Raw genomic sequence first — 22,162 nt, forward strand, 5'->3', positions numbered from 1 at the left:
ATATGAAAAATAATACGTTAGATAGATATGAAATTGAAGATTTAGAATTTGCTTTATCAGATTTTGAGAAGCAATACGGAATTCATTTTAATCAAGATGAATTGAATTCTATTGAAAGTATTGAACAATTAACCGAAGCTATTTCAAATAAATTTGATTACGAAAGTTCTAGTGATTGTACAAGTCAACAAGCTTTTTACAAATTGAGAAATGTTTTGAATAAATTGAATATTGGAAATCAGAATATCAAACCAGATTTAAAATTGAGAGAATTAATTCCAAGAAAAAATCGAATTCAGAAAGTAAAAGAACTTGAAACAGAATTAGGATTCAAACTGGATGTTCTTCGAGCAAAAAACATTGTGTTGTACTTATCAATATTTCTTTCGTTATCAACAATAATACTTGCTTTTTACAACTTTTTTTATGCGTTGATTTTAGGAATTTCTTTGTATTGTGTTTTTGAATTTCTTTTTAAAAATGGAAAAGAATTTAAAACTTTCACAGTAGGAGAATTGGCAAATAAAATGGTTTTGGAAAATTATTTTAAAGCTAGAAGATCTTCAAACACAATTAATAAAATTGAATTTAAAAAAGTAGTTTTAGAATGGTTTTCTGACAGAATGGATATGGATAAAAAAGAACTAAACTCTGCAAAATTCATTTAAAGCATTATTTTTGCCATAATAAAATTAGAAAACATTATAAAAAAATATGGGATTACTACAAGGTAAAGTTGCCATCATCACAGGTGCAACGCGTGGAATCGGAAGAGGAATTGCAGAAGTTTTTGCCAAAGAAGGTGCAAAAATAGCATTCACTTATGCTGGTTCTGTAGACAAAGCAAAAGCATTAGAATCAGAATTAAGTAATATTACAGAAATCAAAGGCTATCAGTCCGATGCGTCGGATTATGATGCTGCCCAAAAGTTGGTTGAAGATGTTTTGGCAGAATTCGGAACAATTGATATTTTGGTAAATAACGCAGGAATCACAAGAGATAATTTGATGTTGAGAATGTCAAAAGAAGATTGGGATACGATTATCAAAGTTAATCTGGATTCGGTTTTCAACTTGACGAAAGCGGTTATCAAACCAATGATGAAAGCAAAATCTGGTTCAATCATCAATATGACTTCGGTTGTTGGTGTGAAAGGAAATGCTGGTCAGGCTAATTACGCGGCTTCAAAAGCGGGCGTTATTGGTTTTACTAAATCTATCGCTTTGGAATTAGGTTCCAGAAATATCCGTTGCAACGCCATCGCACCAGGTTTTATCGAAACTGAAATGACTGCTGCATTGGACGAAAAAACAGTTCAGAGCTGGAGAGAGGGAATTCCATTGAAGAGAGGAGGACAACCAGAAGATGTAGCTAATGCTTGTGTGTTCTTAGGAAGCCAAATGTCTTCTTACATTTCTGGTCAAGTTTTAAATGTTGACGGAGGAATGTTGACTTAATTAATAGAATATCAATTAATTATAAAGCTTTTTGTGCAACACGCAAAAAGCTTTTTTTATAAAGAAATTATGACAATCAACGGAAAGAATTACAACAATATTTTATTGGTTTTTGCACTGGAATCTGAAGCGGGGAACCAATTTGATAACTATAATAAAATCTTTGTAGGAATAGGGAAGGTTAAAGCGACTTACAATCTTACAAAAGCCATTCAAAAAATTAAACCAGATTTGATTATCAATCTAGGAACAGCTGGAAGTACAACTTTTGACCGAGGAAATGTTGTGAACTGCAGTCGTTTTATTCAGAGAGATATGGATGTTAGAGCTTTAGGTTTTGAAAAATTTGAAACACCGCTTTCCGGCGAACCAGTTCTTCTGGAATATGGATTAAATATTAAAAACCTCCCCAACGGAATCTGCGGTTCCGGAGACCAATTCGAAATGGAACATATCAATCCGGAATACAATGTCATCGATATGGAAGCTTTTGCATTGGCGAAAGTGTCTGAGCAGGAAAAAATCGATTTTCTATGTTTGAAATATATTTCTGACGGAGCAGACGGAAATGCTGCTGATGATTGGATTCAAGAGGTTAAAAAAGCTTCAGTCGCATTGAGAAGAGAACTAGATAATTTTTGATAAAAAACCAGCCGAATTTGGCTGGTTTTTGTTATTTATTTCTGCAATTATCAACGACAGTAAAGGTTAATGAGTCAAACTTTTGTTCCAATTTATAATCAAAGCCTTCCGTTTTATTATTATTGACATAGAAGTCAGAATATTTTATTGCATCAACATCATTATCTGATGATACACCAATTTTAACTTCTTTATTACTCATTGTTCCCGAACCTAGAATTGAAACATTTCGTAATCTAAGATTTTGTTTATCGATATTTGCTTGAGGAATTTCGATTTTAATGCCTTTTTCGTCAACATAATAATATTGATGATTAATTCTTCCGTTAAATTTTTCAGAAAGAATTAAAATTCCATTTTTATAAAACTCAAAAATTTCTTTTCCATTTTCTTTTCTTATCTTTTGTCCATATTTTTCTTCATAAACAATTCTTAATTTCCCAATATAATTTTTAGGAAAAAGAAATATTTTTGGACTTGTGTAATTGCAAGCCTTTAAAAATAAAATAGTAGACGGAAGATATAAAACTATTGGAACTACAATACTTATTATTTTAAATTTATTTTTAGAATCAGAAATCAAAATAAAATGACAGCCAAGGATAAATATAAATCCAAGATAAACAACTAAGTAAAAGCTTATTACACAAGCAATAAAGCTTATGATAATTAAACTTAAACCAATATTGAATTTTGTGAAAATCAAAATTTAAATAATTCTAAAGAAATTATCCGTTAAAAACTTGATTTTCCTGCTCTTGAACACGGATAAAAGTTGTTCTTTTAGATAATTCTTTCAATTTAGATGCACCAACATAAGTACACGTTGAACGAACACCTCCTAAGATATCTTTCACTGTATCAGCAACTGGACCTTTATATGGAACTTTCACAGTTTTTCCTTCGGAAGCACGATATTCTGCAACGCCACCGGAATGTTTGTCCATTGCTGTTTGAGAACTCATTCCGTAGAATAATCGGTAAGTTTTTCCATTTTCTGTAATCAGTTCGCCACCACTTTCGTCGTGTCCAGCAAACATTCCGCCGATCATCACGAAATCAGCGCCACCACCAAAAGCTTTAGCAACATCTCCTGGAACTTTACAGCCGCCGTCGCCGATGATTTGACCGCCTAAACCATGCGCCGCATCAGCACATTCTATAATTGCGGAAAGTTGAGGATAACCAACGCCCGTTTTTATACGAGTTGTACAAACCGAACCAGGACCAATTCCAACTTTGATAATATCCGCGCCAGCCAAAATCAATTCTTCCACCATTTCGCCAGTTACGACATTGCCAGCCATAATGATTTTATCAGGGAAGTTTTGACGTGCTTTTTTCACAAACTCTACAAAATGTTCAGAATAGCCATTGGCAACATCGATACACAAAAACTGAATTTTCGGATTGGTATCTAAGATTGTTTTGATTTTCTCTTCATCCGCTTTTCCGGTTCCTGTACTCAAGGCAATGTATTGGTAGAAGTCATCGTTTTTATCTTTCAGAAAATCAGACCATTCCTGAACAGAATAATGCTTATGAATGGCAGTAATAATTTTCTCTTTGTAAAGTGCTTCCGCCATTTCGAAAGTTCCGACCGTGTCCATATTGGCAGCAATCAGCGGAACGCCGCTCCATTTTTTTTGAGTATGAAGAAAAGTGAATTCCCTCTCTATTGTCACTTCGCTACGGGATTTGAGTGTGGAACGCTTCGGACGAAACATCACATCTTTGAACCCTAACTTGATTTCGTTTTCTATTCGCATACATCAAAATTAACATAATAATTTTGAATGACCGACTGCCTGCAAGGTCTTTATTTTGACGTCAAAGAATATTTTAAAAGTAGAAATAAAACTTATAAGGATAGTAAGCAGGCAAAATCCTTATCAATTATTGTAATATGAGATAATTTGACACGGTTTTTGGTTTACAGGAAACCATATTTTATTTCGTAAATTTGTCATATGCAATTCAAACTTCATTCAGAATATCAGCCGACGGGAGATCAGCCGCAAGCCATTGAAAAACTGGTAGATGGCATCCAAATCGGTGAAAAATATCAAACGCTACTCGGTGTTACAGGTTCCGGGAAAACGTTTACTGTAGCCAATGTTGTCCAGCAGGTTCAGAAACCGACTTTGGTTCTTGCGCATAATAAAACTTTGGCAGCACAGCTTTTTATGGAGTTTAAAGAATTTTTTCCGGACAATGCGGTGGAATATTTTGTCAGCTATTACGATTATTATCAGCCCGAAGCTTTCATTGCGTCCACCAATACTTATATCGAGAAAGACCTGAGCATCAATGAAGAAGTCGAAAAATTGAGATTATCTGCAACGGCAAGTTTACTTTCCGGAAGGCGTGATGTTCTCATTGTGGCTTCAGTTTCGTGTATTTATGGTATCGGTAACCCAACGGAATTTCATAAATCATTGATTACATTAGATAAAAATGAAAAAATATCCAGAACAAGGTTGCTTCATTCGCTGGTTAGTGCGTTATATTCCCGGGCTTTAAATGAATTTCAGCGTGGAACTTTCCGGGTAAAAGGTGATGTGATTGATATTTATCCGGCTTATGCAGATACGGCGATCAGAATTCAGTTTTTTGGTGATGAGATAGAAAAGATCCAGAGTTTTGATCCTATTTCCGGTAACGTTTTATCAGACTTCGATTCTATTAATATTTACCCAGCCAATCTTTTCGTGACAACTCCTGAGACCATGCAGAGTGCGATTCGCCAGATCCAAGATGATTTGGTTAAGCAGGTTGATTTTTTCCAGGAAATTGAAAAACCTTTAGAAGCTAAACGTTTGGAAGAGCGTACCGAACTCGACTTAGAAATGATTCGTGAATTGGGCTACTGCTCCGGAATAGAAAATTATTCCCGGTATATGGACGGACGTTTGCCCGGATCAAGGCCTTTCTGCCTACTCGATTATTTTCCGAAAGATTATCTGATGGTGATAGACGAAAGTCATGTTACCATTCCTCAGGTTCACGCAATGTATGGAGGTGACCGAAGTAGAAAAGAAGTTTTGGTAGAACACGGATTCCGTTTGCCTGCTGCGATGGACAACCGCCCGCTAAAGTTCAATGAATTTGAAGATATGCAGAATCAGGTGATTTATGTTTCGGCAACGCCTGCAGATTATGAATTGGAAAAAACCGGAGGAACTTATATTGAACAGATTATTCGACCAACAGGACTTCTTGACCCAGTTATAGAAGTCCGTCCAACAATGAATCAGATTGATGATTTAATTGAAGAAATCCATAAAAGGGTAGAGCTGGACGAAAGAGTTCTTGTGACGACTTTGACCAAAAAAATGGCGGAAGAACTGACGAAGTATTTTACAAAAGTTGGAATCCGAACAAGATATATTCATTCTGATGTTGAAACTTTGGAAAGGATTCAGATTATGCAGGATTTGCGTCTAGGATTGTTCGATGTTTTGGTTGGTGTCAATCTTTTGAGAGAAGGATTGGATTTACCAGAAGTTTCCTTAGTTGCGATTCTGGATGCGGATAAAGAAGGAATGTTACGTTCTAGAAGGTCGATGATTCAAACGGTTGGTAGAGCTGCGAGAAACCTAAATGGACGAGCCATAATGTACGCTGATAAAATGACGAAATCTATGCAGGCAACGATAGATGAAACTAATTATCGTCGTGAAAAGCAGATGAAATATAACGCTGACAACGGCAAAGTTCCACAAGCTTTGAATAAAAAAATCAGTGAAAACCTTGTGGGAAGAAGCAAAGATTTCCCAGATGAAAAATATACTCAAAAACAAATATTACAGGAAGTTGCGGAAACCAAAGCCAGTTATGGAAGCGATGACATCGAGAAGATTGTAGAAGCTAAACAAAAAGAAATGGAAGCTGCAGCGAAAAATCTTGATTTTATAAAAGCTGCGAAATTAAGAGATGAGATTGCTGCTCTGAAAGCATAAATAAAAATGTTGGAATCAGTTTCCAACATTTTTTATTTAAAACCTGTAAGTCGTAGTCTTAGGTTTTTGATAATCCACTTTTCCACGGATTGGAATTAATAGATCCATCAAACCATTGAGTTTGATCTCGTAAATTGTTGAGAGTTGCATTCCCAATTTTCCTTTTGGGAAACCTCCGTTTCTGATAAACCATTCTAGATAAGAAATGGGCAGGTCTGCTAGAATTGTATTTTGATACTTTCCGAAAGGCATCTTCACAGTACAAATTTCTACAAGGATTTCAGGGTTTATTTCTTCCATTTAAATTATAATCTTAGTCACATCTACATCATCATCTTGATTAGGAATTTTCAATGGCGGAGGAGTATCTTCTTCCGAAAATTCATCCCTGTAAACCTGTATCAATAAAACGGTTATAGACATCAGAATTGGTCCAAAAATAAGTCCCATAAATCCAAAAATGTTCATACCCATTATAATTCCAAAAACGGTGATTAAGGGATGGATGTCTTCTAATTTCTTCAATAATGTAAATCGCAGAAGATTATCGGTCAAACCGACTACCACAAGACCATAGATTAAAACTCCAACGCCCGGGCCTGTCTGTCCTTCGGCAATCATAAAAATCCCTACAGGAAGATAAATAATCGCAGCGCCGACAACGGGCAACATAGATGCAAGCGCAGTTAAGGCAAATAAAAGCATCGGACTTGGAGCTCCAAAAATATAATAACCAATCGTAGCGACAATACCTTGTCCAAGAGCAACTACAGGAATTCCGATCGCATTTGCCATTACTAACTTTACAAATTTATCTCCCAGCATTTGCGTATTTGTTCTCTTGAAAGGCATTGCTTTGGCAATAATTTTTTCAAAAAGTCTGGCTTTTACAAACATAAAATACAATATAAAATACATTGAAACAATCACTGTAAAAGTATTGAACGTCGTGCTCAGGGCTTTAGTAGAAAATGTTCCAGCAAAATTGGTAACTTTAGTAATATTCTCTTTGCTGAGGATATCAAACCCTACTTTCTGATAAACAAAGTGATGAATCTTCTCCAAAAACACATTGAATTTCTGCATATAAACCTGAGCATTTTCCATTTTGGAAACCAATTGGTCAACCGTAAAATAAACGGGTAAAATCAGAATAACAAGAGAGCCTAACATCAGAACTGTTGATGCAAGCCAGGGTTTCCAGTTTTTTTCCTCAATCAAATAAAAATTGAATTTTCTACAAATAATGTAAAGCGTAACGGCTCCTAAAAAAGAAGGAATAAATAATGCCAGATTCCAGCAAATTAACCCAACTAAAACACATATAACAAGAATTAATGCAATCTGTTTAATAATAACAGAATCTATTGGTTTACCAGAATCTGACATAGTTTATTTTAAAATTTTTATGATGTTAATTGTCTTGGTGCGCCACAAATAGCGCAATATGCAGAATACATAACTGCTATAAAGAAAAATCCAGTAAAAATAATGCCAACCCCACAAAGAAATACGCCACAAAACGAAATTAGAATGCCTAAAAAAGAAGCACCCAAGAGAACACCGTAGTTTTCTTTAGTCAATTCGAAGGATTTGCTAAGAGTATCACCCACGCTTTTATTCTCAAAAAATACAATTGGAAGACCCAAAAAGAAAAATGGAGCGATAAAAATAGCAGGTAAAATACACATAACAAACAAAATAGAAATCGCAATATTGGCAATTACTAAAAACAAAATAATGTTACCAGTATTTTGTTTATATCCGATAAATAAGTCAGAGAATTCAATTTTTTGCTTATAATTAGCTTTATTCAAAACGTTTAAAATGCCTGGGTAAATAGGATAGAATAAAACTCCTACAAAGAATGAAAGTCCCATTGTCGCCCGAAATCCAGGAATGTGAGATATCGCAGAATAATCACCATTTCTTAAAGAATCATTAATTATTTCCTGAGCCTCCAAAGAATCATACCCAACAAGGCTTTGCAAAATAGATGATACGATAGATGAAACGATTGCAACCCCAATCAAAGTTACAATAGAATAAAGAATAATTGTTTTATAATTCTCAAAAGCGTGAGAGATTATTGCACCGGTTTCTTTAATTGGCGAAACACCTCTGGTGTCAAATTCACTGAAATTGTCCATAAAAGTTTATTTTGTAGTTGATTATCAAATCTACACAAAAAAAATCTTAAACGGGTGAACTCAATAAAAATTATTCCTGAAAATCAGCGACAAAATGCTTATAAAGCACATAGATTACAGCGTTCCAAAACGGAAACGTCACGAAGATTCCGAAAAAAAACATCAATACTCCACTGTAAGAAATGATAATTGATGCCAGAGTTGCCATGATAAACAACAAGATGTTATTGCGAAAAACCTTTACACTGATCTGGAAAGCCTGAAAAAAATTGTAGTTTTTGAAGAAAACCAGAGAAGGCGTCAGCAGCAGCATTGGAATCCAGATGAAAAAAAGAATCAGCAGATAATTATTGATGATATTCCAGAACAATGCATAGATCACGAATAAGAAGAAATAATGCCCTCGGAATCCCGCAAAAAGGTCAGAAATATGTGGCGGCTCACCAAGATCCAGTTTTCTGTAGATCTTCAAAAAACCTATATTAAGAGGGAAAATCACAGACTTTATGACCATAACCACCATCGCAAAATATTGGGCGTTTTCAGTTTTCATAATTTCAGAATACTTTTCCACAAATACTTTTGTATCAGAGTAAAACAAATCCTGTATCTTTAAAATTTCTTCGAATAATCCGTAATAGCGAAATGCATACATCGATGAGAACATAAAAATGGTAAAATAAAGCACAGAAAACAGCAGCTGAAAAGGCAGCGTTCTCATCCAATATTGATAAGCTTCTGAGATAATATTTCCGATTTCAGGTTTTGGTGTCGTCATTTTTCAAACTTTTTGCAAAAGTAAAGGATTGAAATTGATAAATCACATTTTAAGTCTTTTATCTTTTCTCTATCATCTTTTTTATATTTTTGTTTTTATGTTTCAGAATCCGAATTTTCAAAAGATGGACGAGTTTTCAGAGAGAAAAGAACCCTTCTTTTTTCTCATTAATTTTTTGATGGATGAAGTAAGAATTTTCACAAAAAATGAAATTGAAAATAAAGCTTTGTTGATTAATTTTCCGAACATTACAAACGATGTAGATTATCACACTGAGCGGAGTCGAAGTGTTGAATGGAAATCATTTCCTGAAACTTTGGAAGAATATCAAAAAGGATTCGAAATCGTTCAGGAAAACCTCAGAAAAGGAAATTCTTATCTGACAAATTATACCACAAAAACTGAAATCGAAACCAATCTTAGTTTGGAAGATATTTTCAGATTTTCAAAGGCAAAATATAAAGTTCTGTTTAAAGATGAATTCGTTTTTTTCTCGCCGGAAACTTTCGTGGAGATTATTGACAACAAAATTTTTACACATCCGATGAAGGGGACAATTGATGCAGAAATCGAAAATGCAGAAAATATCCTGAAAAATGACCCGAAAGAAAAAGCGGAACATTATACCGTTGTGGATTTACTTCGAAATGATTTGAGTATGGTTGCGGATAACGTTCAGGTGAAAGAATTTCAAAGAATCGATTATATCAAAACCAAGCAGAAAAATCTCTTGACAATGAGTTCCGAAATCGAAGGCGAAATCAAACCAGAATATCAAAATAAAATCGGGACAATTCTTCAAAAACTGTTGCCGGCTGGTTCTATTTTAGGCGCTCCAAAACCCAAAACTTTGGAAATCATTTTGGAAGCCGAGCCATATGAAAGAGGATTTTATACAGGTATTGCAGGTTATTTTGACGGCCAAAATCTGGATTCCTGCGTGATGATACGTTTTATTGAAAAAGAGAACGAAAGGCTGTTTTTCAAAAGCGGAGGTGGAATTACCCATCAAAGTGACCTTGCCAGCGAATATGAAGAAATGAAAAACAAAATCTATGTCCCGATTTATTGAAAGCATCAAAGTTGAAGACCAGAAAATTTTCCTGAAAGAACTTCATCAGAAAAGAATGAACGACACTTTTTCACACTTTGGAAAAGTATGTAAAATCAATATTTACAGTTTATTTCTCAATCTGGAACACGACGAAGACGGGCTTTACAAATTCCGAATCGAATATGATTTGGAGAACAATTTCAAAACGCAGATGATTCCTTATGTGATTTCAGAATTAGATGATTTTGAATTGGTTATTGATAATGAAATTGACTATAACTTTAAGTCTGCTGACAGAACTCAATTACAAAAATTGAAAGATAAAAGTCACGCTGACGAAGTCATTATTGTGAAGAATAATCAGATTACAGATACTTCTTATTCTAATATTTTGTTCTTGAAAGATAAAACTTGGTTCACGCCGAAAAGTTATCTTCTGAATGGTGTGATGAGGCAGAATCTTTTACAGTCAAAAGAAATCAAAGAAACCGAAATTACTTTAGATAATATTAAAGAATTCACACATTTTCAGTTAATCAATGCCTTGAATGACTTCGATGATATGTTCATTTATCCGATTGAGAAAATCATTAATCTCCCGAAAGAGGAATCGGATTTGGAGTTTTAATTAAAATCAAAAAGTCTTCGACTCCGCTCAGACTGACGACCTTAAAATAAAGCGTTATTATTAGCTGTCACACTGAGCGGAGTCGAAGTGTTCTTACTTTAAAGATTCAAAATACTGTTTCAAAATATCCGCATTATTACATCCTGAAGTCATTACTTCCAAGATTTTCGGTTTAGAAGCTGGCTTGAAATAATTTGGTAAAACGCGGTCAAGAGAAATTTCGTCTTCAACTCGTGTATAATCGAATCCAAAATTCTTGGCTAATAATTCGGCATTTCTATGATGTTGCGTTGCAATGAACTCGTCCAAAGCATTAGTTCCACTCGGTCCGGAAATGATTTTGAAAATGTTACCTTCACCATTATTGAAGATCACAATTCTCGTATAAGGCGGGATGTACTGATTCCAAAGTCCATTGATATCATAGAAAAACGACAGATCGCCGGTAATCAGAATCGTGGGTTCATCTTCCATCATTGCAAACCCCATTGCCGTAGAAGTACAACCGTCGATTCCGCTGGTTCCACGGTTGCAATACACATCATATTTCTGATATTCAAATAATTGTGCATATCGAATTGCCGAAGAATTGGAAAAATGAATTCTGTAATTTTCAGGAATTTGATTCGATAATTGTTTAAAAAGATAGAAATCCGAAAAAGGTGCTTTGTTAAGATATTCTCCGTGTTTGGCGTCTTTTTTATCTTTCAGAACATCCCAAAGATTGAAATAAGGTCTTGGTTCCAGATTGATAGATTTCAATAGTTTGGAAAAGAAAACTTCTGGTTTAGTTTCAATCTTTTGACTTAAAACATAATAGGTATCAGGCTGCCAATATTCATCGATATGCCAATGTTGCTTTGGTTTTGCTTTTCTCAGGAATTGTTTCACTCTTTTAGAAACGACGTTTTGACCTATTGTAATCAGCAAATCCGGCGCATAAGTATGATAATCTTCCTCAGTAAAATCAGTGATGTATCGGTCGATATGAGCGAAAAATTTATCGTGCTGAAGATTGGAATTCATTTCTGTTAAAACAACAACCGTGTGATTTTTAACCAATTGTGAGAGTTGAGCTTCCAATTCCGGATTGGGAGGCAATGTTCCAGCCAAAATCATAATTCTTTTCGAAGTATGCCAATCTGCAACAAGATTGGACGGAATCTCATAATTCTTTTTCTGAATTGTTTTCTCAACCGCAGGCATTACAGGCAATTCTTCCAACAAATTGTAAAGAGGTTCTGTCAAAGGAATATTGATGTGAACCGGCCCGTTTTTTTCGATACAAAGTTCAACCGCCTTTTTGATGGTTTCGAAATTGTAATCATCAGAACCATCTTTCTCATCTTCCAGCAATTCGAAATCGCCATAAGAATGCTGTTGGAAAATATTTTTTTGACGAATCGTTTGCCCGTCAAAAATATCCACAAAATCTGCCGGTCTGTCCGCCGTTAAAACTAAAAGTGGTACATTTTGATAAAATGCTTCCACAACAGCCGGATAATAATTGGTCGCCGCAGAACCGCTTGTGCAAGTAATTGCAACAGGTTTTTTAATCGATTTTGACATTCCCAAACCTACAAATGCAGCCGCTCTTTCGTCCACAATACTATAACATTGGAACGCATCAATCTCAGAAAAATGAATCGCCAAAGGTGCGTTTCTGGAACCTGGGGAAATGATGATTTTATCGATGCCGTATTGCTCAAGAATATGTGCGAGAATCTGGATGCTGCGTTTTGCGGAATATTGCTTCATTTGGAAAAATTACTGAGAAATAAATCAGTTTGCAAATTTAATGAAAAGACTTGTTTTATTTTATCGCAAAGGCGGAAAATTATAGACACACTATCGATTTTAAGTCGCAAGGTTATATTGTGATTTTAATTTTGCGACTTTTAACGAATTGCAATTAAGAATAATTTGTGACTTTGCGGTAAATACTAAAAAAATCGCAATTGTTGAGTTCTGCTTCCTGTAAAATGTTCGGTTGTGAGAACCGCTCTTTCCTGATTATTAAAAAATTTCTTCTTCCCAATTTCAAAAGTTTTATGAATCATTTCTGCGATGTTTCCTTCGCCTTGATACCGTTGGAAAAATCGTTTTTCACCAAGATTTCCGCCACGCATGGAGCGGATGAGATTCAGGACTTTGTCTTTTCTGTCTGGGAAATGCGCTTCCAACCATTGAACGAAAACGGGTTCAACAGTGTCATTTAGTCTTACCAAAGTATAACCGCAACTTCTTGCACCAGCTTGGGAAACAGATTTCATAATGGATAAACTTTCGTCACTTGTCAAAGCCGGAATCACGGGCGCTATCATCACATTCACAGGAATATTTTTCTCAGATAAAACTTCAATCGCTTTCAGTTTATTCTTAGCTGTCGAAGTTCTGGGTTCCATAACTCGTCTCAAATCTTCATTCAAAGTTGGAATGCTCATATTCACAGAAATCAGATTTTTCTCTGCCATTTTTTCTAGGATGTCCAAATCTCTCAGAATCAAAGCGTTTTTGGTAATAATGGAAACCGGATGTCTGTAATCCAAACAAACCTGAAGCAATTTTCTTGTGATTTCGAATTGTCTTTCAATGGGTTGATAGCAATCCGTATTTCCGGAAAGCATAATCGGTTTTGGAACGTATGATTTCTTTTGGAAAGTCTTCTCCAAAAGTTGAGGTGCATTCTTCTTGACCATCAGTTTTCTTTCAAAATCGATTCCAGCGCTGTAACCCCAAAATTCGTGAGTTGGCCTTGCAAAACAATAAGAACAACCGTGTTCGCAGCCTTGATATGGATTCATCGAATAATCCATAGCCAGATCTGGACTTTTCAAAACATTGATAATCGTCTTTGGAAAAACTTCTGTAACCTGCGTCTTGATTTTGTCCAATTCATAATCTTCCGGCTCGAAAGTATATCTGTCGAACCGGTTGATGACATTGCGTTGCGCACCTTGACCTTTTGGAATTAAATCTGACATTAGAATCTAATTTTCTCGCAGATTTAATTGATTTTAGCAGATTTACAATGAGAAATAATTTGCGCAACCTGGAAAATCAGCGAGAGAATGAGTTCAAAATTATCACTTGGAAAATGAAAAATATCTTAAAATTCTTGAAAGTTTTCCACAAAAAATCCGGCACATAAAGAACCGGAAATTTGTATAATTAAAATAGTGTGTGTTTAAAGGAATGCGTCCAACTCTACACCATCATTTGGAGAAGCATAACATTTCTTTGGCGATCCAAATAGCAAATGATGATCAGAATAATCACTTTTATAAATTCTGTTTTTTAAATATTTTCTTACTGCAATTGCGCTCAGGACCGCGGCTGTACCAAATAATCCTGCAAATATTATTTCGATATTTCTCTTCATACCAATATTAATTTCAGTTCTCAAAAGCAAATAGTGTTCCTTTTTATTTTATCCAAAATAACAGTTTTTGCAATTCAGTGGGTTTTTTCTACAGTTCGGTCAATATTTATTGCTTAACTTCTGTTATTGAAATAATTTTGACTCAAGAAATTAAAATATGAATAAGAAACCATTAATTACACTCACGTGGATTACACTAGGCTCATCCATTTTTTTCTTTACTTTTTTCTCAGATGAAAAAACGTTGGAAAGTTTTGGCTATAATTTAGTCATTTCGGGAATGTACGCTTTTGGATTAGGCTTGACCAATGGTTTTCTAAATGATTTCCTTAATAAAAAACTTTCTTGGACTGAACAAACCCGACTAAGAACCATCTTAGGAATTGTACTAACCGTTATTGTCAATTTTATAGTGGTTTACGGATGTAATTTTATCAATTTTGTTATCATTCAAAAAGTATCCACACCTGATGAATTCTTTTCTGGCAAATATAATTTTACCAATTGGTTTATGGTCAATTTTGCCTTGATGATTTCAGCTTTCCTTCACGCCAAAGGTTTTATGGAGGAGCTTAAAAAGAATACCAAAAAAGAAGTTGTAGAACAGAAGTTAATCGCAAAATCTGCCAACGCGCAATTCGAATCGTTGAAGAATCAACTGGATCCACATTTTCTTTTCAATTCTTTGAATGTTTTAACAGCTTTGATTGATGAAAATCCGGAACAGGCACAGAAATTCACGACATCGATGTCAAAGATTTACCGTTACGTTTTGGAACAGAAAGATAAGGAAATGGTAAAAGTGGAAGATGAGATAGAATTTGCTAAAATCTATTGCAATCTTCTGAAAACCAGATTCGAAGACAGTGTTAATTTTATTTTTGATGTTAATGTCGATGATTTGCAAAAGTTAGTTGTTCCGCTTTCGTTACAATTATTATTAGAAAACTGCATCAAACATAACTATGCAACATCCAACAAACCTTTGAACATCAGAATCTTTACAGAGGGGAAATTTCTCTGCATCGAAAATAATCTCCAGGTAAGAGAACAACTGAAAGAAAGTGCAGGAATAGGTTTGGCCAACATCGTTCAGCGTTATGCATTACTTACGAAAGAAAACGTTTTTATAGAAAAATCAGAACACAATTTTAAAGTAAAAATTCCAATATTAACAGAAATAAAATCTCAAACAATGACAACTTACACCTCAGAAACAGCAGAAAATATCGCTTACGAAAGAGCGGTAAAAAGAGTAAAGGAATTGAAAGGATTCTACGGAAATTTAATCTCATATTGCATTGTGATTCCGTTTTTGGTTATCATTAATCTATTGACATCGCCAGGACAGCTTTGGTTTTATTGGCCAATGTTAGGCTGGGGAATCGGACTTCTGGCTCACGGGATGAACGTCCTCGCAATCGGTAGAAACTGGGAAGAAAAGAAGATCCAAGAAATCATGAACAATCATAAATCAATTTAAAAATCAATAAAAATGGAAAATGTTAATAAAGAAAATCCACGTTACGAACTAGCGGTGGAAAGAGTGAAAAAAATCAAAAATTTCTATTCTGGATTGCTTGTTTTCGCCATTGTATTCGCAGTGGTTTATGGTGTGAAGTTCTTTAAATACGGATTTCCTCAAAAACTTGGTGAGACGCAGGTTTCTTGGATTTTCATCATCTGGGGACTGATTCTAGCAATTAAAGGCGTGAAGTTATTTTTCTTCAATTCCGATTGGGAAAATGATATGATTAACAAAGAAATTAAAAAACAGAGCAATGGAAATTATTAACGATAAAAATGACATCCAGTATCGCGAAGCGGTGAGAAAAGTGAAACGTCTAAAAAGCTTTTATACACATTTGACAATCTATGTTTTAGTAAATCTGTTTCTTATTTTTGCTAATTGGAGTGAAATCCGAGAAGAACATAGTATTTGGACTTGGCAGATTTGGGCAGTTCCATTATTTTGGGGAATCGGATTGGTAGCACAAGCAGTAGGTGTTTTTTGTCCAGGATTTTTCTTTGGAAAAGATTGGGAAGACAAGAAAATTAAAGAATTAACAGAGAAATATAAATAGTTTATCGCTAAGACGCTATAAATATTTATATCGAAAAAAAATTGAGCGCAAAGTTTTAAGCAGTGAGTATTTGCACCTTTGCGATAATAATTAAACTATAAAAATGATAAGAACGATAATCATCGAAGACGAAAAACCAGCAGTCAGAAGACTTGAAAAATTATTAGGCTTATTTTCTGATTTAGAGGTAGTTGCGAGCCTTAATTCTGTGGAAGAAGCAGTGGATTGGTTTCAAGAAAATGAACATCCGCAATTGATTTTTTCAGACATAGTTTTAGGCGACGGATTATCGTTTGATATTTTTGATAAAGTTTCAACCAAGGCTTTTATCATTTATACGACGGCTTTTGACCAATACACTTTGAAAGCTTTCAAGCTTAATAGCATTGATTATCTTCTGAAACCAATTGAAGAAGAAGATTTGGCAAAAGCTATTGAAAAATTCAAATCGTTCTTGCCAGAAGAAGGAACGGTTGATTCGCAGGAAATCAGACAAATTGTTCGGAAAGAAAAATCAACTCTTTCCAGAATTTTGGTAAAAATCGGATACAATCTGAAAGTGGTTTCCATAAATGAAGTGAGTTGTTTCTTCAGCGAAAATAAAATCGTTTACCTCCAAACCAAAGAACGAACTTATCCAACAGATTTCACTTTGGATGAGCTGGAAAATGTTTTGGACAGCACTAAATTTTTTCGGGTAAATAGGCAATTCATCATCAGTTCAGATCATATCAAAAACATCCACACTTCCCCGAATTACAAAGTTGATTTGGAGTTTCAGCCTGATGAAGAAATTACGGTAAGTAGAGAGCGAGTGAAAGATTTTAAAGATTGGCTGGCGGGAAACTAAAATAAAAACGCCCGAGATTCTCGAGCGTTCTACTTAAAATATTATGAGTGTGAAATTGGGTTATCTTCTAGGACCATTCATTGCAAAGTCTCTGTCTTTTTTCCAGTCTTTATGTTGGTAAGCCATATAATTCTCGTATTGTTGTTTGTTCAGGATTTTTTTGATTCTTGCGTCGTATTCTCTTTCGCTCAATCTTTCTCTTGACAACCATATCGATTTTCTTTTGCTGAGCCGGATTCAATCTGATTCCTGCAAAATCTTTTTGATATTGATGAGATTCTACTTTTACGTTTCTCATTCCATTGTCTCTTTTCTGTGCACTAGCAGCGAATGCGATAAATAAACTTGCTGCTAAAACTAACTTTTTCATAATTTCTAATTTTAATGTTAATTGGCGTTCTTGTTTAATTAGATTCAATATTGATGCCTGAAAGCGCCTTAAATAGTGCATTATAGATGAACGATGATTATTTACCGACAAAAAAATCAAAAGTATAGATGAACGGTTTTATTTGAGCAAATTGAATAAAAAAACCATTGAAAATTTTGAATGGTTTTATATTTAAACACGTTTTTAATCTAGCTGATCACTCCACTTCCAATCAATTCATCATCGATATACCAAGCAGCAAATTGTCCTTCAGCAATTGCCGATTGTGGGTTTTCAAATTCCATAAAAAAACCTTCTTCGAATTGATAAATCGTTGCTTTTTCCAAAGTTTGTCTGTAACGGATTCTTGCCATAACATCCATAGATTCTCCGTTTTTCAATTTCAAATCCTCACGAACCCAATGAACTTCAGAATTATCAATTTTTAAAGCTTTTCTGAAAAGACCAGGAAAATTTCTTCCTTCACCAACAAAAATAATATTGCTTTCCATTTCTCTGGAGATGATGAAACAGCTCTCTTTGTGTCCGCCGATTCCCAAACCTTTACTTTGTCCGATGGTAAAAAATTGCGCACCTTGATGTTTGCCAATCACTTTTCCATCTTCTTTTTTATAATTGATTTTAGCCGACAGATATTCTACTTCTTCTTGTTTTGAATTGAAGCTGGGTTGAGGTTTATGATATTCAGCAAAATCATTAAAGATTTCTACAATTTCACCTTCTTTCGGAACCAACTGTTGCTGAAGAAAAGTCGGTAAACTCACTTTCCCAATGAAACAAAGCCCTTGCGAATCTTTCTTATCTGCCGTTACCAACTCTTGTTCTTTTGCAATTTCACGAACTTCAGGTTTTGTTAATTCTCCAATTGGAAATAAGGCTTTTGATAACTGATCTTGACTCAACTGACAAAGGAAATAACTTTGGTCTTTGTTATTATCTTTCCCTGCTAAAAGATGAAAAATCTCTTTTCCATTTTCATCAATTGTTGAATTTACTCGCGCATAATGTCCTGTCGCCACTTTCTCAGCACCAAGCGATAAGGCTGTTTTCATAAACACATCGAATTTCACTTCGCGGTTACAAAGCACATCAGGATTTGGCGTTCTGCCTTTATGATACTCATCGAACATATAATCTACAATTCTTTCTTTGTAGAGCTCACTCATATCAATTACCTGGAACGGAATTCCTAATTTTTGTGCGACGAGAAGCGCATCATTGCTGTCTTCAATCCAAGGACACTCGTCCTCCAAAGTTACCGACGCATCATTCCAATTGCGCATAAAAAGTCCGATAACCTCGTGACCCTGCTGTTGCAAAAGATAAGCGGTCACGCTAGAATCTACACCTCCGGAAAGGCCTACTACTATTTTCATTTAATTTCAATTTTACGAAACTCTTGACGGGAGTTCTTAGTTTGAGCTGCAAAAATACAATTAAAATATTCGCCAAAAAACCATAATTTTAAGCATCGATAAAAACAATCTTATGAAGAAAATATTTACTTTAAGTTTAATTGTATGTAATGTTTTTTGCTTTTCTCAAATCGCGATGAGTTCCGGAACTCAAACCAACCGTTGGACTTTTGGTGGAGGTTTAGGAATCGGATTTGGGAGTAATTCTTATTTCAATTTGCAGCTTTCACCGAGAGTGGGTTATAAAATCACAGACCAATTAGAAGGTGGGATTATCGGAAACGTTTCTTGGCAAAGTTCCAATTATTATAAATCAACAATGGTTGGAGTGGGTCCTTTCGCAAATTATTATTTTGCCCGTTCGTTTTTCGTAGGTGCTAATCTTCAGCAATATTTTATCAATTCGAAAGAAAAATTCTCAGGTTATAAATACAATACAGATGAAACTGCGCTTTATCTTGGTGGTGGTTATATGCAGAATATTGGCAATAATGCTTTTATACAATTCGGGATAATGTATAACGTATTGTGGCAGGATCGCGACAGCATTTTCAGCACAGGATTTGTACCCAGTGTTGGTGTTGTTGTAGGATTATAAAAAAAACCGCCTAGAAAAAAGGCGGTTTTTTGTTTAAGATTTGATACTTTCTTTATTGTTTTTCTCTTTTTGGGAAGAACCTTCCAAAGCATCTTTAGCTTCATTAAGTTTTAAGATAACCGTTTCGCCTTCACCAAATTGTTTGTTAACCAACATTTCTGCTAATAAATCTTCTATATATTTTTGGATAGCTCGTTTTAGAGGTCTTGCTCCAAAATCTTTGTCCCAACCTTTTTCTGCAATGAAATCTTTGGCTTCATCTGTCAACTCTACTTTGTAACCTAATTTTTCCAATCTGCTGTAAAGTTTGTTTAACTCCAAGTCTATGATTCTTCTGATGTCCGCTTGTTCCAGAGAATTAAAGATAATGATGTCATCGATCCTATTCAGGAATTCCGGTGCGAATGCCTTTTTCAATGCACTTTCAATAGTAGATCTTGCTCTTGCATCAGAATTGGTTTTCTTAGCAGAGGTTCCGAAGCCGACACCATCACCGAAATCTTTAAGGTCTCTAGTTCCGATGTTGGATGTTAAAATGATGATTGTATTTCTGAAATCGATTTTTCTTCCAAGAGAATCCGTTACGTGACCTTCATCCAAAATTTGTAAAAGAATGTTGAAGACATCAGGATGCGCTTTTTCTATCTCGTCTAAAAGAACTACAGCATAAGGTTTTCTTCTAACCGCTTCCGTCAATTGTCCGCCTTCTTCGTAACCAACGTATCCTGGAGGCGCACCCACCAATCTAGAAACCGCAAATTTCTCCATATACTCACTCATATCAATCCTGATTAGTGCTTCATCAGAATCAAATAATTCGCGGGCCATGACTTTTGCAAGCTCGGTTTTACCGACACCCGTTGTCCCCAAGAAAATAAATGTCCCGATTGGACGGTTAGGATCTTTCAGACCAGCTCTATTTCTCTGAATGGCTTTCACCACTTTCTTAACAGCATCCTCCTGACCAATTACTTTTCCGTTCAGTTTTTCGTCCATCTGTGCCAGTTTATCCATTTCGTTTTTACCAACTTTGGTTACCGGCACGCCACTCATCATAGAAACCACTTCCGCCACATTTTCCTCTGTTACTTCTTCTTTTCTCTCCTTCACATCCTTATCCCATTGTTCTTGGGCAAGATTTAATTCGATTTGAAGTCTTTCTTCTTCGTCTTTCAGCTTTCTAGCCTCAAGATAATCCTGAGCTTTCACTGCTTTTTGTTTCAATTCCTTCACTTCTTCGATACGAGATTCGTGGTCGATGATTTCCGTAGGAACTTTCATATTCTTGATGTAAACTCTGGAACCAGCTTCGTCCATCGCATCAATTGCTTTATCCGGCAGGAATCGGTCTGTTATATATCTTGATGTGAGATTAACGCATGCTGCAATAGCCTCGTCTGAATAAACAACGTTATGATGATCCTCGTATTTGTCTTTAATCTGATTCAGAATTTGGATGGTTTCTTCTATAGACGTAGGCTCTACCATTACTTTCTGGAATCGTCTTTCTAAAGCGCCATCTTTCTCGATGTACTGTCGATATTCGTCCAAGGTTGTAGCACCAATGCATTGAATTTCGCCTCTTGCCAAAGCCGGTTTGAACATATTGGACGCATCCAGACTTCCAGTAGAACTTCCTGCGCCAACTATTGTGTGTAACTCATCGATGAAAAGAATGACATCACGGTTTTTCTCCAATTCAGTCATTATCGCTTTCATTCTTTCTTCAAATTGTCCACGATACTTGGTTCCTGCAACCAGACTTGCAAGGTCAAGTGTGATGACACGTTTTCCATAAAGAACTCTTGATACTTTTTTCTGCTGAATTCTCAAAGCCAAACCTTCTGCGATAGCAGATTTACCAACACCTGGCTCACCAATCAAAAGCGGATTGTTTTTCTTTCTTCTTGATAGAATCTGAGAAACTCTTTCAATTTCCTTCTCACGCCCGATAACAGGATCTAGTTTTCCGTCTCTTGCCAAAGCAGTCAAATCTCTGCCAAAATTATCTAGAGTAGGGGTTTTGCTTTTCTGGGCGCCAAGATTTCCTGTCGGTTTTTTCATTTGGCTGTAAGGCTCGTCCTTTTCCTCATCGTCATCATAAGCGCTGTTTTGAGGTAATTGATCGGTGTTTTTCAACATCGTTCTATACGCTTTCTGCACGGCATCGTAATCAATATCATAAGCCTGAAGAATGCTCGAAGTAGGATCTTCCTGTTTGTATAGTACACCTAATAAAAGATGAACCGTATTGATATCTGCAGACTGATACTGTCTGCACTCCAGCTCGGAACGTTTTACGGCCTGATCCGCCATTTTTGTAAAAGAAATACTACCCATATTGGATGTGAACGGGTTAGAGTTTACAGCGCTCAGGGTTTCGATTTTTCTCTTTATCTGGGTAAGGTCGGCATTCAGATTTTCGAGGATTTCTTTTGCAGAATTTTCAGTTTTGATAATTCCTAAAAGGAAATGTTCAGTATTCAGAAACTCACTCTGCAAACGCCTTGCTTCATTTTTGCTTTGCTTGAACACGCGGTTCAAACCGTCTGAAAATTTATAATCCATAATTAAAAATATTCACTAAGTTATGTTTTTTATAAATAATCCTACAATTATTAATTGTAAAATTTGTAAAATTTGTTTTGCAAATTAATGGCCAATCAGAAAAACGGGACTTTCTGACCATATTTTTTTATCCACTCAAAAATGTTTAGGTTTGTAGTTCTCAAAATTAAACTATGAATAATTGGGCAGAATATGTAGGTTA

General features: G+C 35.3%; 23 protein-coding genes. 11 read left to right on the forward strand and 12 right to left on the reverse strand.

The annotated features are described in order from the left end of the window. The first annotated feature begins 2 nt into the window (after positions 1 to 2). The 3 genes from EGH73_RS13130 to EGH73_RS13140 all read left to right on the forward strand — a co-directional run bounded on the left by EGH73_RS13130 (position 3) and on the right by EGH73_RS13140 (position 2,100). Positions 3 to 668 (forward strand): hypothetical protein, encoded by a 666-nt coding sequence (locus EGH73_RS13130; RefSeq protein WP_089770233.1) that lies wholly within the window; start codon positions 3 to 5, stop codon positions 666 to 668. Positions 669 to 714: 46 nt separating this feature from the next. Continuing rightward, positions 715 to 1,458, forward strand: coding sequence for a 3-oxoacyl-[acyl-carrier-protein] reductase (fabG, locus tag EGH73_RS13135; protein ID WP_089770232.1), 744 nt, complete (start codon positions 715 to 717; stop codon positions 1,456 to 1,458). Between the two features lie 69 nt (positions 1,459 to 1,527). Beyond that, the gene (locus EGH73_RS13140; protein ID WP_123282225.1) at positions 1,528 to 2,100 is read left to right on the forward strand and encodes a 5'-methylthioadenosine/S-adenosylhomocysteine nucleosidase family protein; all 573 of its coding nucleotides are present in this window, start codon (positions 1,528 to 1,530) and stop codon (positions 2,098 to 2,100) included. A 31-nt stretch (positions 2,101 to 2,131) separates the two neighbouring features. Here EGH73_RS13140 and EGH73_RS13145 read toward each other — a convergent pair whose 3' ends face one another. Both EGH73_RS13145 and EGH73_RS13150 read right to left on the reverse strand, forming a co-directional pair. Further along, complete coding sequence (locus EGH73_RS13145; RefSeq protein ID WP_123282226.1) at positions 2,132 to 2,806, reverse strand: DUF6843 domain-containing protein; 675 nt, start codon at positions 2,804 to 2,806, stop codon at positions 2,132 to 2,134. Between the two features lie 22 nt (positions 2,807 to 2,828). Next, positions 2,829 to 3,869, reverse strand: coding sequence for a GMP reductase (locus EGH73_RS13150; protein WP_123282227.1), 1,041 nt, complete (start codon positions 3,867 to 3,869; stop codon positions 2,829 to 2,831). A 201-nt stretch (positions 3,870 to 4,070) separates the two neighbouring features. On the opposite strand from EGH73_RS13150, the gene uvrB reads away from it, so the two are divergent. Then, entirely contained in the window at positions 4,071 to 6,062 is a 1,992-nt protein-coding gene (gene uvrB / locus EGH73_RS13155) for an excinuclease ABC subunit UvrB (protein WP_123282228.1), read from the forward strand. Positions 6,063 to 6,098: 36 nt separating this feature from the next. Here the strand turns inward: uvrB and EGH73_RS13160 are convergent, their stop codons facing one another. The 4 genes from EGH73_RS13160 to EGH73_RS13175 all read right to left on the reverse strand — a co-directional run bounded on the left by EGH73_RS13160 (position 6,099) and on the right by EGH73_RS13175 (position 8,990). Beyond that, positions 6,099 to 6,353 (reverse strand): DUF3820 family protein, encoded by a 255-nt coding sequence (locus EGH73_RS13160; protein WP_123282268.1) that lies wholly within the window; start codon positions 6,351 to 6,353, stop codon positions 6,099 to 6,101. Between the two features lie 9 nt (positions 6,354 to 6,362). Continuing rightward, positions 6,363 to 7,451 (reverse strand): AI-2E family transporter, encoded by a 1,089-nt coding sequence (locus EGH73_RS13165; protein ID WP_123282229.1) that lies wholly within the window; start codon positions 7,449 to 7,451, stop codon positions 6,363 to 6,365. A gap of 17 nt (positions 7,452 to 7,468) precedes the next feature. Further along, on the reverse strand, positions 7,469 to 8,212 hold the full coding sequence (locus tag EGH73_RS13170; protein ID WP_123282230.1) for a beta-carotene 15,15'-monooxygenase: 744 nt from the start codon (positions 8,210 to 8,212) through the stop codon (positions 7,469 to 7,471). A 70-nt stretch (positions 8,213 to 8,282) separates the two neighbouring features. Then, positions 8,283 to 8,990: a DUF2189 domain-containing protein gene (locus EGH73_RS13175; RefSeq protein WP_123282231.1), complete on the reverse strand. Its 708-nt coding sequence runs from the start codon at positions 8,988 to 8,990 to the stop codon at positions 8,283 to 8,285. Between the two features lie 97 nt (positions 8,991 to 9,087). Here EGH73_RS13175 and EGH73_RS13180 point away from each other — a divergent pair, with 97 nt between their 5' ends. Together EGH73_RS13180 and EGH73_RS13185 are read left to right on the forward strand one after the other, a co-directional pair. After that, positions 9,088 to 10,062: an aminodeoxychorismate synthase component I gene (locus EGH73_RS13180; RefSeq protein WP_123282232.1), complete on the forward strand. Its 975-nt coding sequence runs from the start codon at positions 9,088 to 9,090 to the stop codon at positions 10,060 to 10,062. Next, positions 10,046 to 10,672: an aminotransferase class IV gene (locus EGH73_RS13185; RefSeq protein WP_123282233.1), complete on the forward strand. Its 627-nt coding sequence runs from the start codon at positions 10,046 to 10,048 to the stop codon at positions 10,670 to 10,672. The genes EGH73_RS13180 and EGH73_RS13185 overlap by 17 nt, the downstream gene beginning before the upstream one ends. 93 nt (positions 10,673 to 10,765) lie before the next feature. On the opposite strand, the gene menD is transcribed toward EGH73_RS13185, so the two are convergent. From menD to EGH73_RS13200, 3 genes are all read right to left on the reverse strand, one after another. Then, positions 10,766 to 12,430, reverse strand: coding sequence for a 2-succinyl-5-enolpyruvyl-6-hydroxy-3-cyclohexene-1-carboxylic-acid synthase (gene menD, locus EGH73_RS13190; RefSeq protein WP_123282234.1), 1,665 nt, complete (start codon positions 12,428 to 12,430; stop codon positions 10,766 to 10,768). 185 nt (positions 12,431 to 12,615) lie between these two features. Continuing rightward, positions 12,616 to 13,656 (reverse strand): PA0069 family radical SAM protein, encoded by a 1,041-nt coding sequence (locus tag EGH73_RS13195; RefSeq protein ID WP_089770220.1) that lies wholly within the window; start codon positions 13,654 to 13,656, stop codon positions 12,616 to 12,618. 203 nt (positions 13,657 to 13,859) lie between these two features. Beyond that, a complete protein-coding gene (locus EGH73_RS13200) occupies positions 13,860 to 14,054 on the reverse strand; it encodes a hypothetical protein (protein ID WP_123282235.1) in 195 nt (64 codons plus the stop codon). 157 nt (positions 14,055 to 14,211) lie between these two features. On the opposite strand from EGH73_RS13200, the gene EGH73_RS13205 reads away from it, so the two are divergent. From EGH73_RS13205 to EGH73_RS13220, 4 genes are all read left to right on the forward strand, one after another. Then, the gene (locus tag EGH73_RS13205; RefSeq protein WP_123282236.1) at positions 14,212 to 15,537 is read left to right on the forward strand and encodes a 2TM domain-containing protein; all 1,326 of its coding nucleotides are present in this window, start codon (positions 14,212 to 14,214) and stop codon (positions 15,535 to 15,537) included. Between the two features lie 12 nt (positions 15,538 to 15,549). After that, positions 15,550 to 15,849, forward strand: coding sequence for a 2TM domain-containing protein (locus EGH73_RS13210; RefSeq protein ID WP_123282237.1), 300 nt, complete (start codon positions 15,550 to 15,552; stop codon positions 15,847 to 15,849). Further along, positions 15,836 to 16,138, forward strand: coding sequence for a 2TM domain-containing protein (locus tag EGH73_RS13215; RefSeq protein WP_123282238.1), 303 nt, complete (start codon positions 15,836 to 15,838; stop codon positions 16,136 to 16,138). Before EGH73_RS13210 ends, EGH73_RS13215 begins: the two co-directional genes overlap by 14 nt. Positions 16,139 to 16,241: 103 nt before the next feature. Beyond that, on the forward strand, positions 16,242 to 16,988 hold the full coding sequence (locus EGH73_RS13220) for a LytR/AlgR family response regulator transcription factor (RefSeq protein ID WP_123282239.1): 747 nt from the start codon (positions 16,242 to 16,244) through the stop codon (positions 16,986 to 16,988). A gap of 109 nt (positions 16,989 to 17,097) precedes the next feature. Here EGH73_RS13220 and EGH73_RS13225 read toward each other — a convergent pair whose 3' ends face one another. Continuing rightward, positions 17,098 to 17,358 (reverse strand): hypothetical protein, encoded by a 261-nt coding sequence (locus tag EGH73_RS13225; RefSeq protein WP_148041712.1) that lies wholly within the window; start codon positions 17,356 to 17,358, stop codon positions 17,098 to 17,100. 209 nt (positions 17,359 to 17,567) lie between these two features. Continuing rightward, the gene (mnmA, locus tag EGH73_RS13230) at positions 17,568 to 18,755 is read right to left on the reverse strand and encodes a tRNA 2-thiouridine(34) synthase MnmA (protein WP_123282241.1); all 1,188 of its coding nucleotides are present in this window, start codon (positions 18,753 to 18,755) and stop codon (positions 17,568 to 17,570) included. A gap of 112 nt (positions 18,756 to 18,867) precedes the next feature. On the opposite strand from mnmA, the gene EGH73_RS13235 reads away from it, so the two are divergent. Next, entirely contained in the window at positions 18,868 to 19,392 is a 525-nt protein-coding gene (locus tag EGH73_RS13235) for a hypothetical protein (protein WP_123282242.1), read from the forward strand. Between the two features lie 33 nt (positions 19,393 to 19,425). Here the strand turns inward: EGH73_RS13235 and EGH73_RS13240 are convergent, their stop codons facing one another. Further along, a complete protein-coding gene (locus EGH73_RS13240; RefSeq protein ID WP_123282243.1) occupies positions 19,426 to 21,960 on the reverse strand; it encodes an ATP-dependent Clp protease ATP-binding subunit in 2,535 nt (844 codons plus the stop codon). Positions 21,961 to 22,162: the final 202 nt, after the last annotated feature.

The organism is Epilithonimonas hominis (assembly GCF_003730015.1).
GTDB classification, from domain to species: Bacteria; Bacteroidota; Bacteroidia; order Flavobacteriales; family Weeksellaceae; genus Epilithonimonas; species Epilithonimonas hominis.

Excerpts from the sequence above, each read along its gene's own strand:
- EGH73_RS13130 (WP_089770233.1), top strand. The coding sequence starts at position 3 with ATGAAAAATAATACGTTAGATAGATATGAAATTGAAGATTTAGAATTT.
- EGH73_RS13140 (WP_123282225.1), top strand. The coding sequence starts at position 1,528 with ATGACAATCAACGGAAAGAATTACAACAATATTTTATTGGTTTTTGCA.
- EGH73_RS13225 (WP_148041712.1), bottom strand. The coding sequence starts at position 17,358 with ATGAAAAAGTTAGTTTTAGCAGCAAGTTTATTTATCGCATTCGCTGCT.
- EGH73_RS13215 (WP_123282238.1), top strand. The coding sequence starts at position 15,836 with ATGGAAATTATTAACGATAAAAATGACATCCAGTATCGCGAAGCGGTG.
- EGH73_RS13170 (WP_123282230.1), bottom strand. The coding sequence starts at position 8,212 with ATGGACAATTTCAGTGAATTTGACACCAGAGGTGTTTCGCCAATTAAA.
- EGH73_RS13180 (WP_123282232.1), top strand. The coding sequence starts at position 9,088 with ATGTTTCAGAATCCGAATTTTCAAAAGATGGACGAGTTTTCAGAGAGA.
- EGH73_RS13165 (WP_123282229.1), bottom strand. The coding sequence starts at position 7,451 with ATGTCAGATTCTGGTAAACCAATAGATTCTGTTATTATTAAACAGATT.
- EGH73_RS13210 (WP_123282237.1), top strand. The coding sequence starts at position 15,550 with ATGGAAAATGTTAATAAAGAAAATCCACGTTACGAACTAGCGGTGGAA.
- EGH73_RS13220 (WP_123282239.1), top strand. The coding sequence starts at position 16,242 with ATGATAAGAACGATAATCATCGAAGACGAAAAACCAGCAGTCAGAAGA.
- EGH73_RS13175 (WP_123282231.1), bottom strand. The coding sequence starts at position 8,990 with ATGACGACACCAAAACCTGAAATCGGAAATATTATCTCAGAAGCTTAT.
- uvrB (WP_123282228.1), top strand. The coding sequence starts at position 4,071 with ATGCAATTCAAACTTCATTCAGAATATCAGCCGACGGGAGATCAGCCG.
- EGH73_RS13200 (WP_123282235.1), bottom strand. The coding sequence starts at position 14,054 with ATGAAGAGAAATATCGAAATAATATTTGCAGGATTATTTGGTACAGCC.
- EGH73_RS13195 (WP_089770220.1), bottom strand. The coding sequence starts at position 13,656 with ATGTCAGATTTAATTCCAAAAGGTCAAGGTGCGCAACGCAATGTCATC.
- EGH73_RS13240 (WP_123282243.1), bottom strand. The coding sequence starts at position 21,960 with ATGGATTATAAATTTTCAGACGGTTTGAACCGCGTGTTCAAGCAAAGC.
- mnmA (WP_123282241.1), bottom strand. The coding sequence starts at position 18,755 with ATGAAAATAGTAGTAGGCCTTTCCGGAGGTGTAGATTCTAGCGTGACC.
- EGH73_RS13150 (WP_123282227.1), bottom strand. The coding sequence starts at position 3,869 with ATGCGAATAGAAAACGAAATCAAGTTAGGGTTCAAAGATGTGATGTTT.
- EGH73_RS13185 (WP_123282233.1), top strand. The coding sequence starts at position 10,046 with ATGTCCCGATTTATTGAAAGCATCAAAGTTGAAGACCAGAAAATTTTC.
- menD (WP_123282234.1), bottom strand. The coding sequence starts at position 12,430 with ATGAAGCAATATTCCGCAAAACGCAGCATCCAGATTCTCGCACATATT.
- EGH73_RS13235 (WP_123282242.1), top strand. The coding sequence starts at position 18,868 with ATGAAGAAAATATTTACTTTAAGTTTAATTGTATGTAATGTTTTTTGC.
- EGH73_RS13205 (WP_123282236.1), top strand. The coding sequence starts at position 14,212 with ATGAATAAGAAACCATTAATTACACTCACGTGGATTACACTAGGCTCA.
- fabG (WP_089770232.1), top strand. The coding sequence starts at position 715 with ATGGGATTACTACAAGGTAAAGTTGCCATCATCACAGGTGCAACGCGT.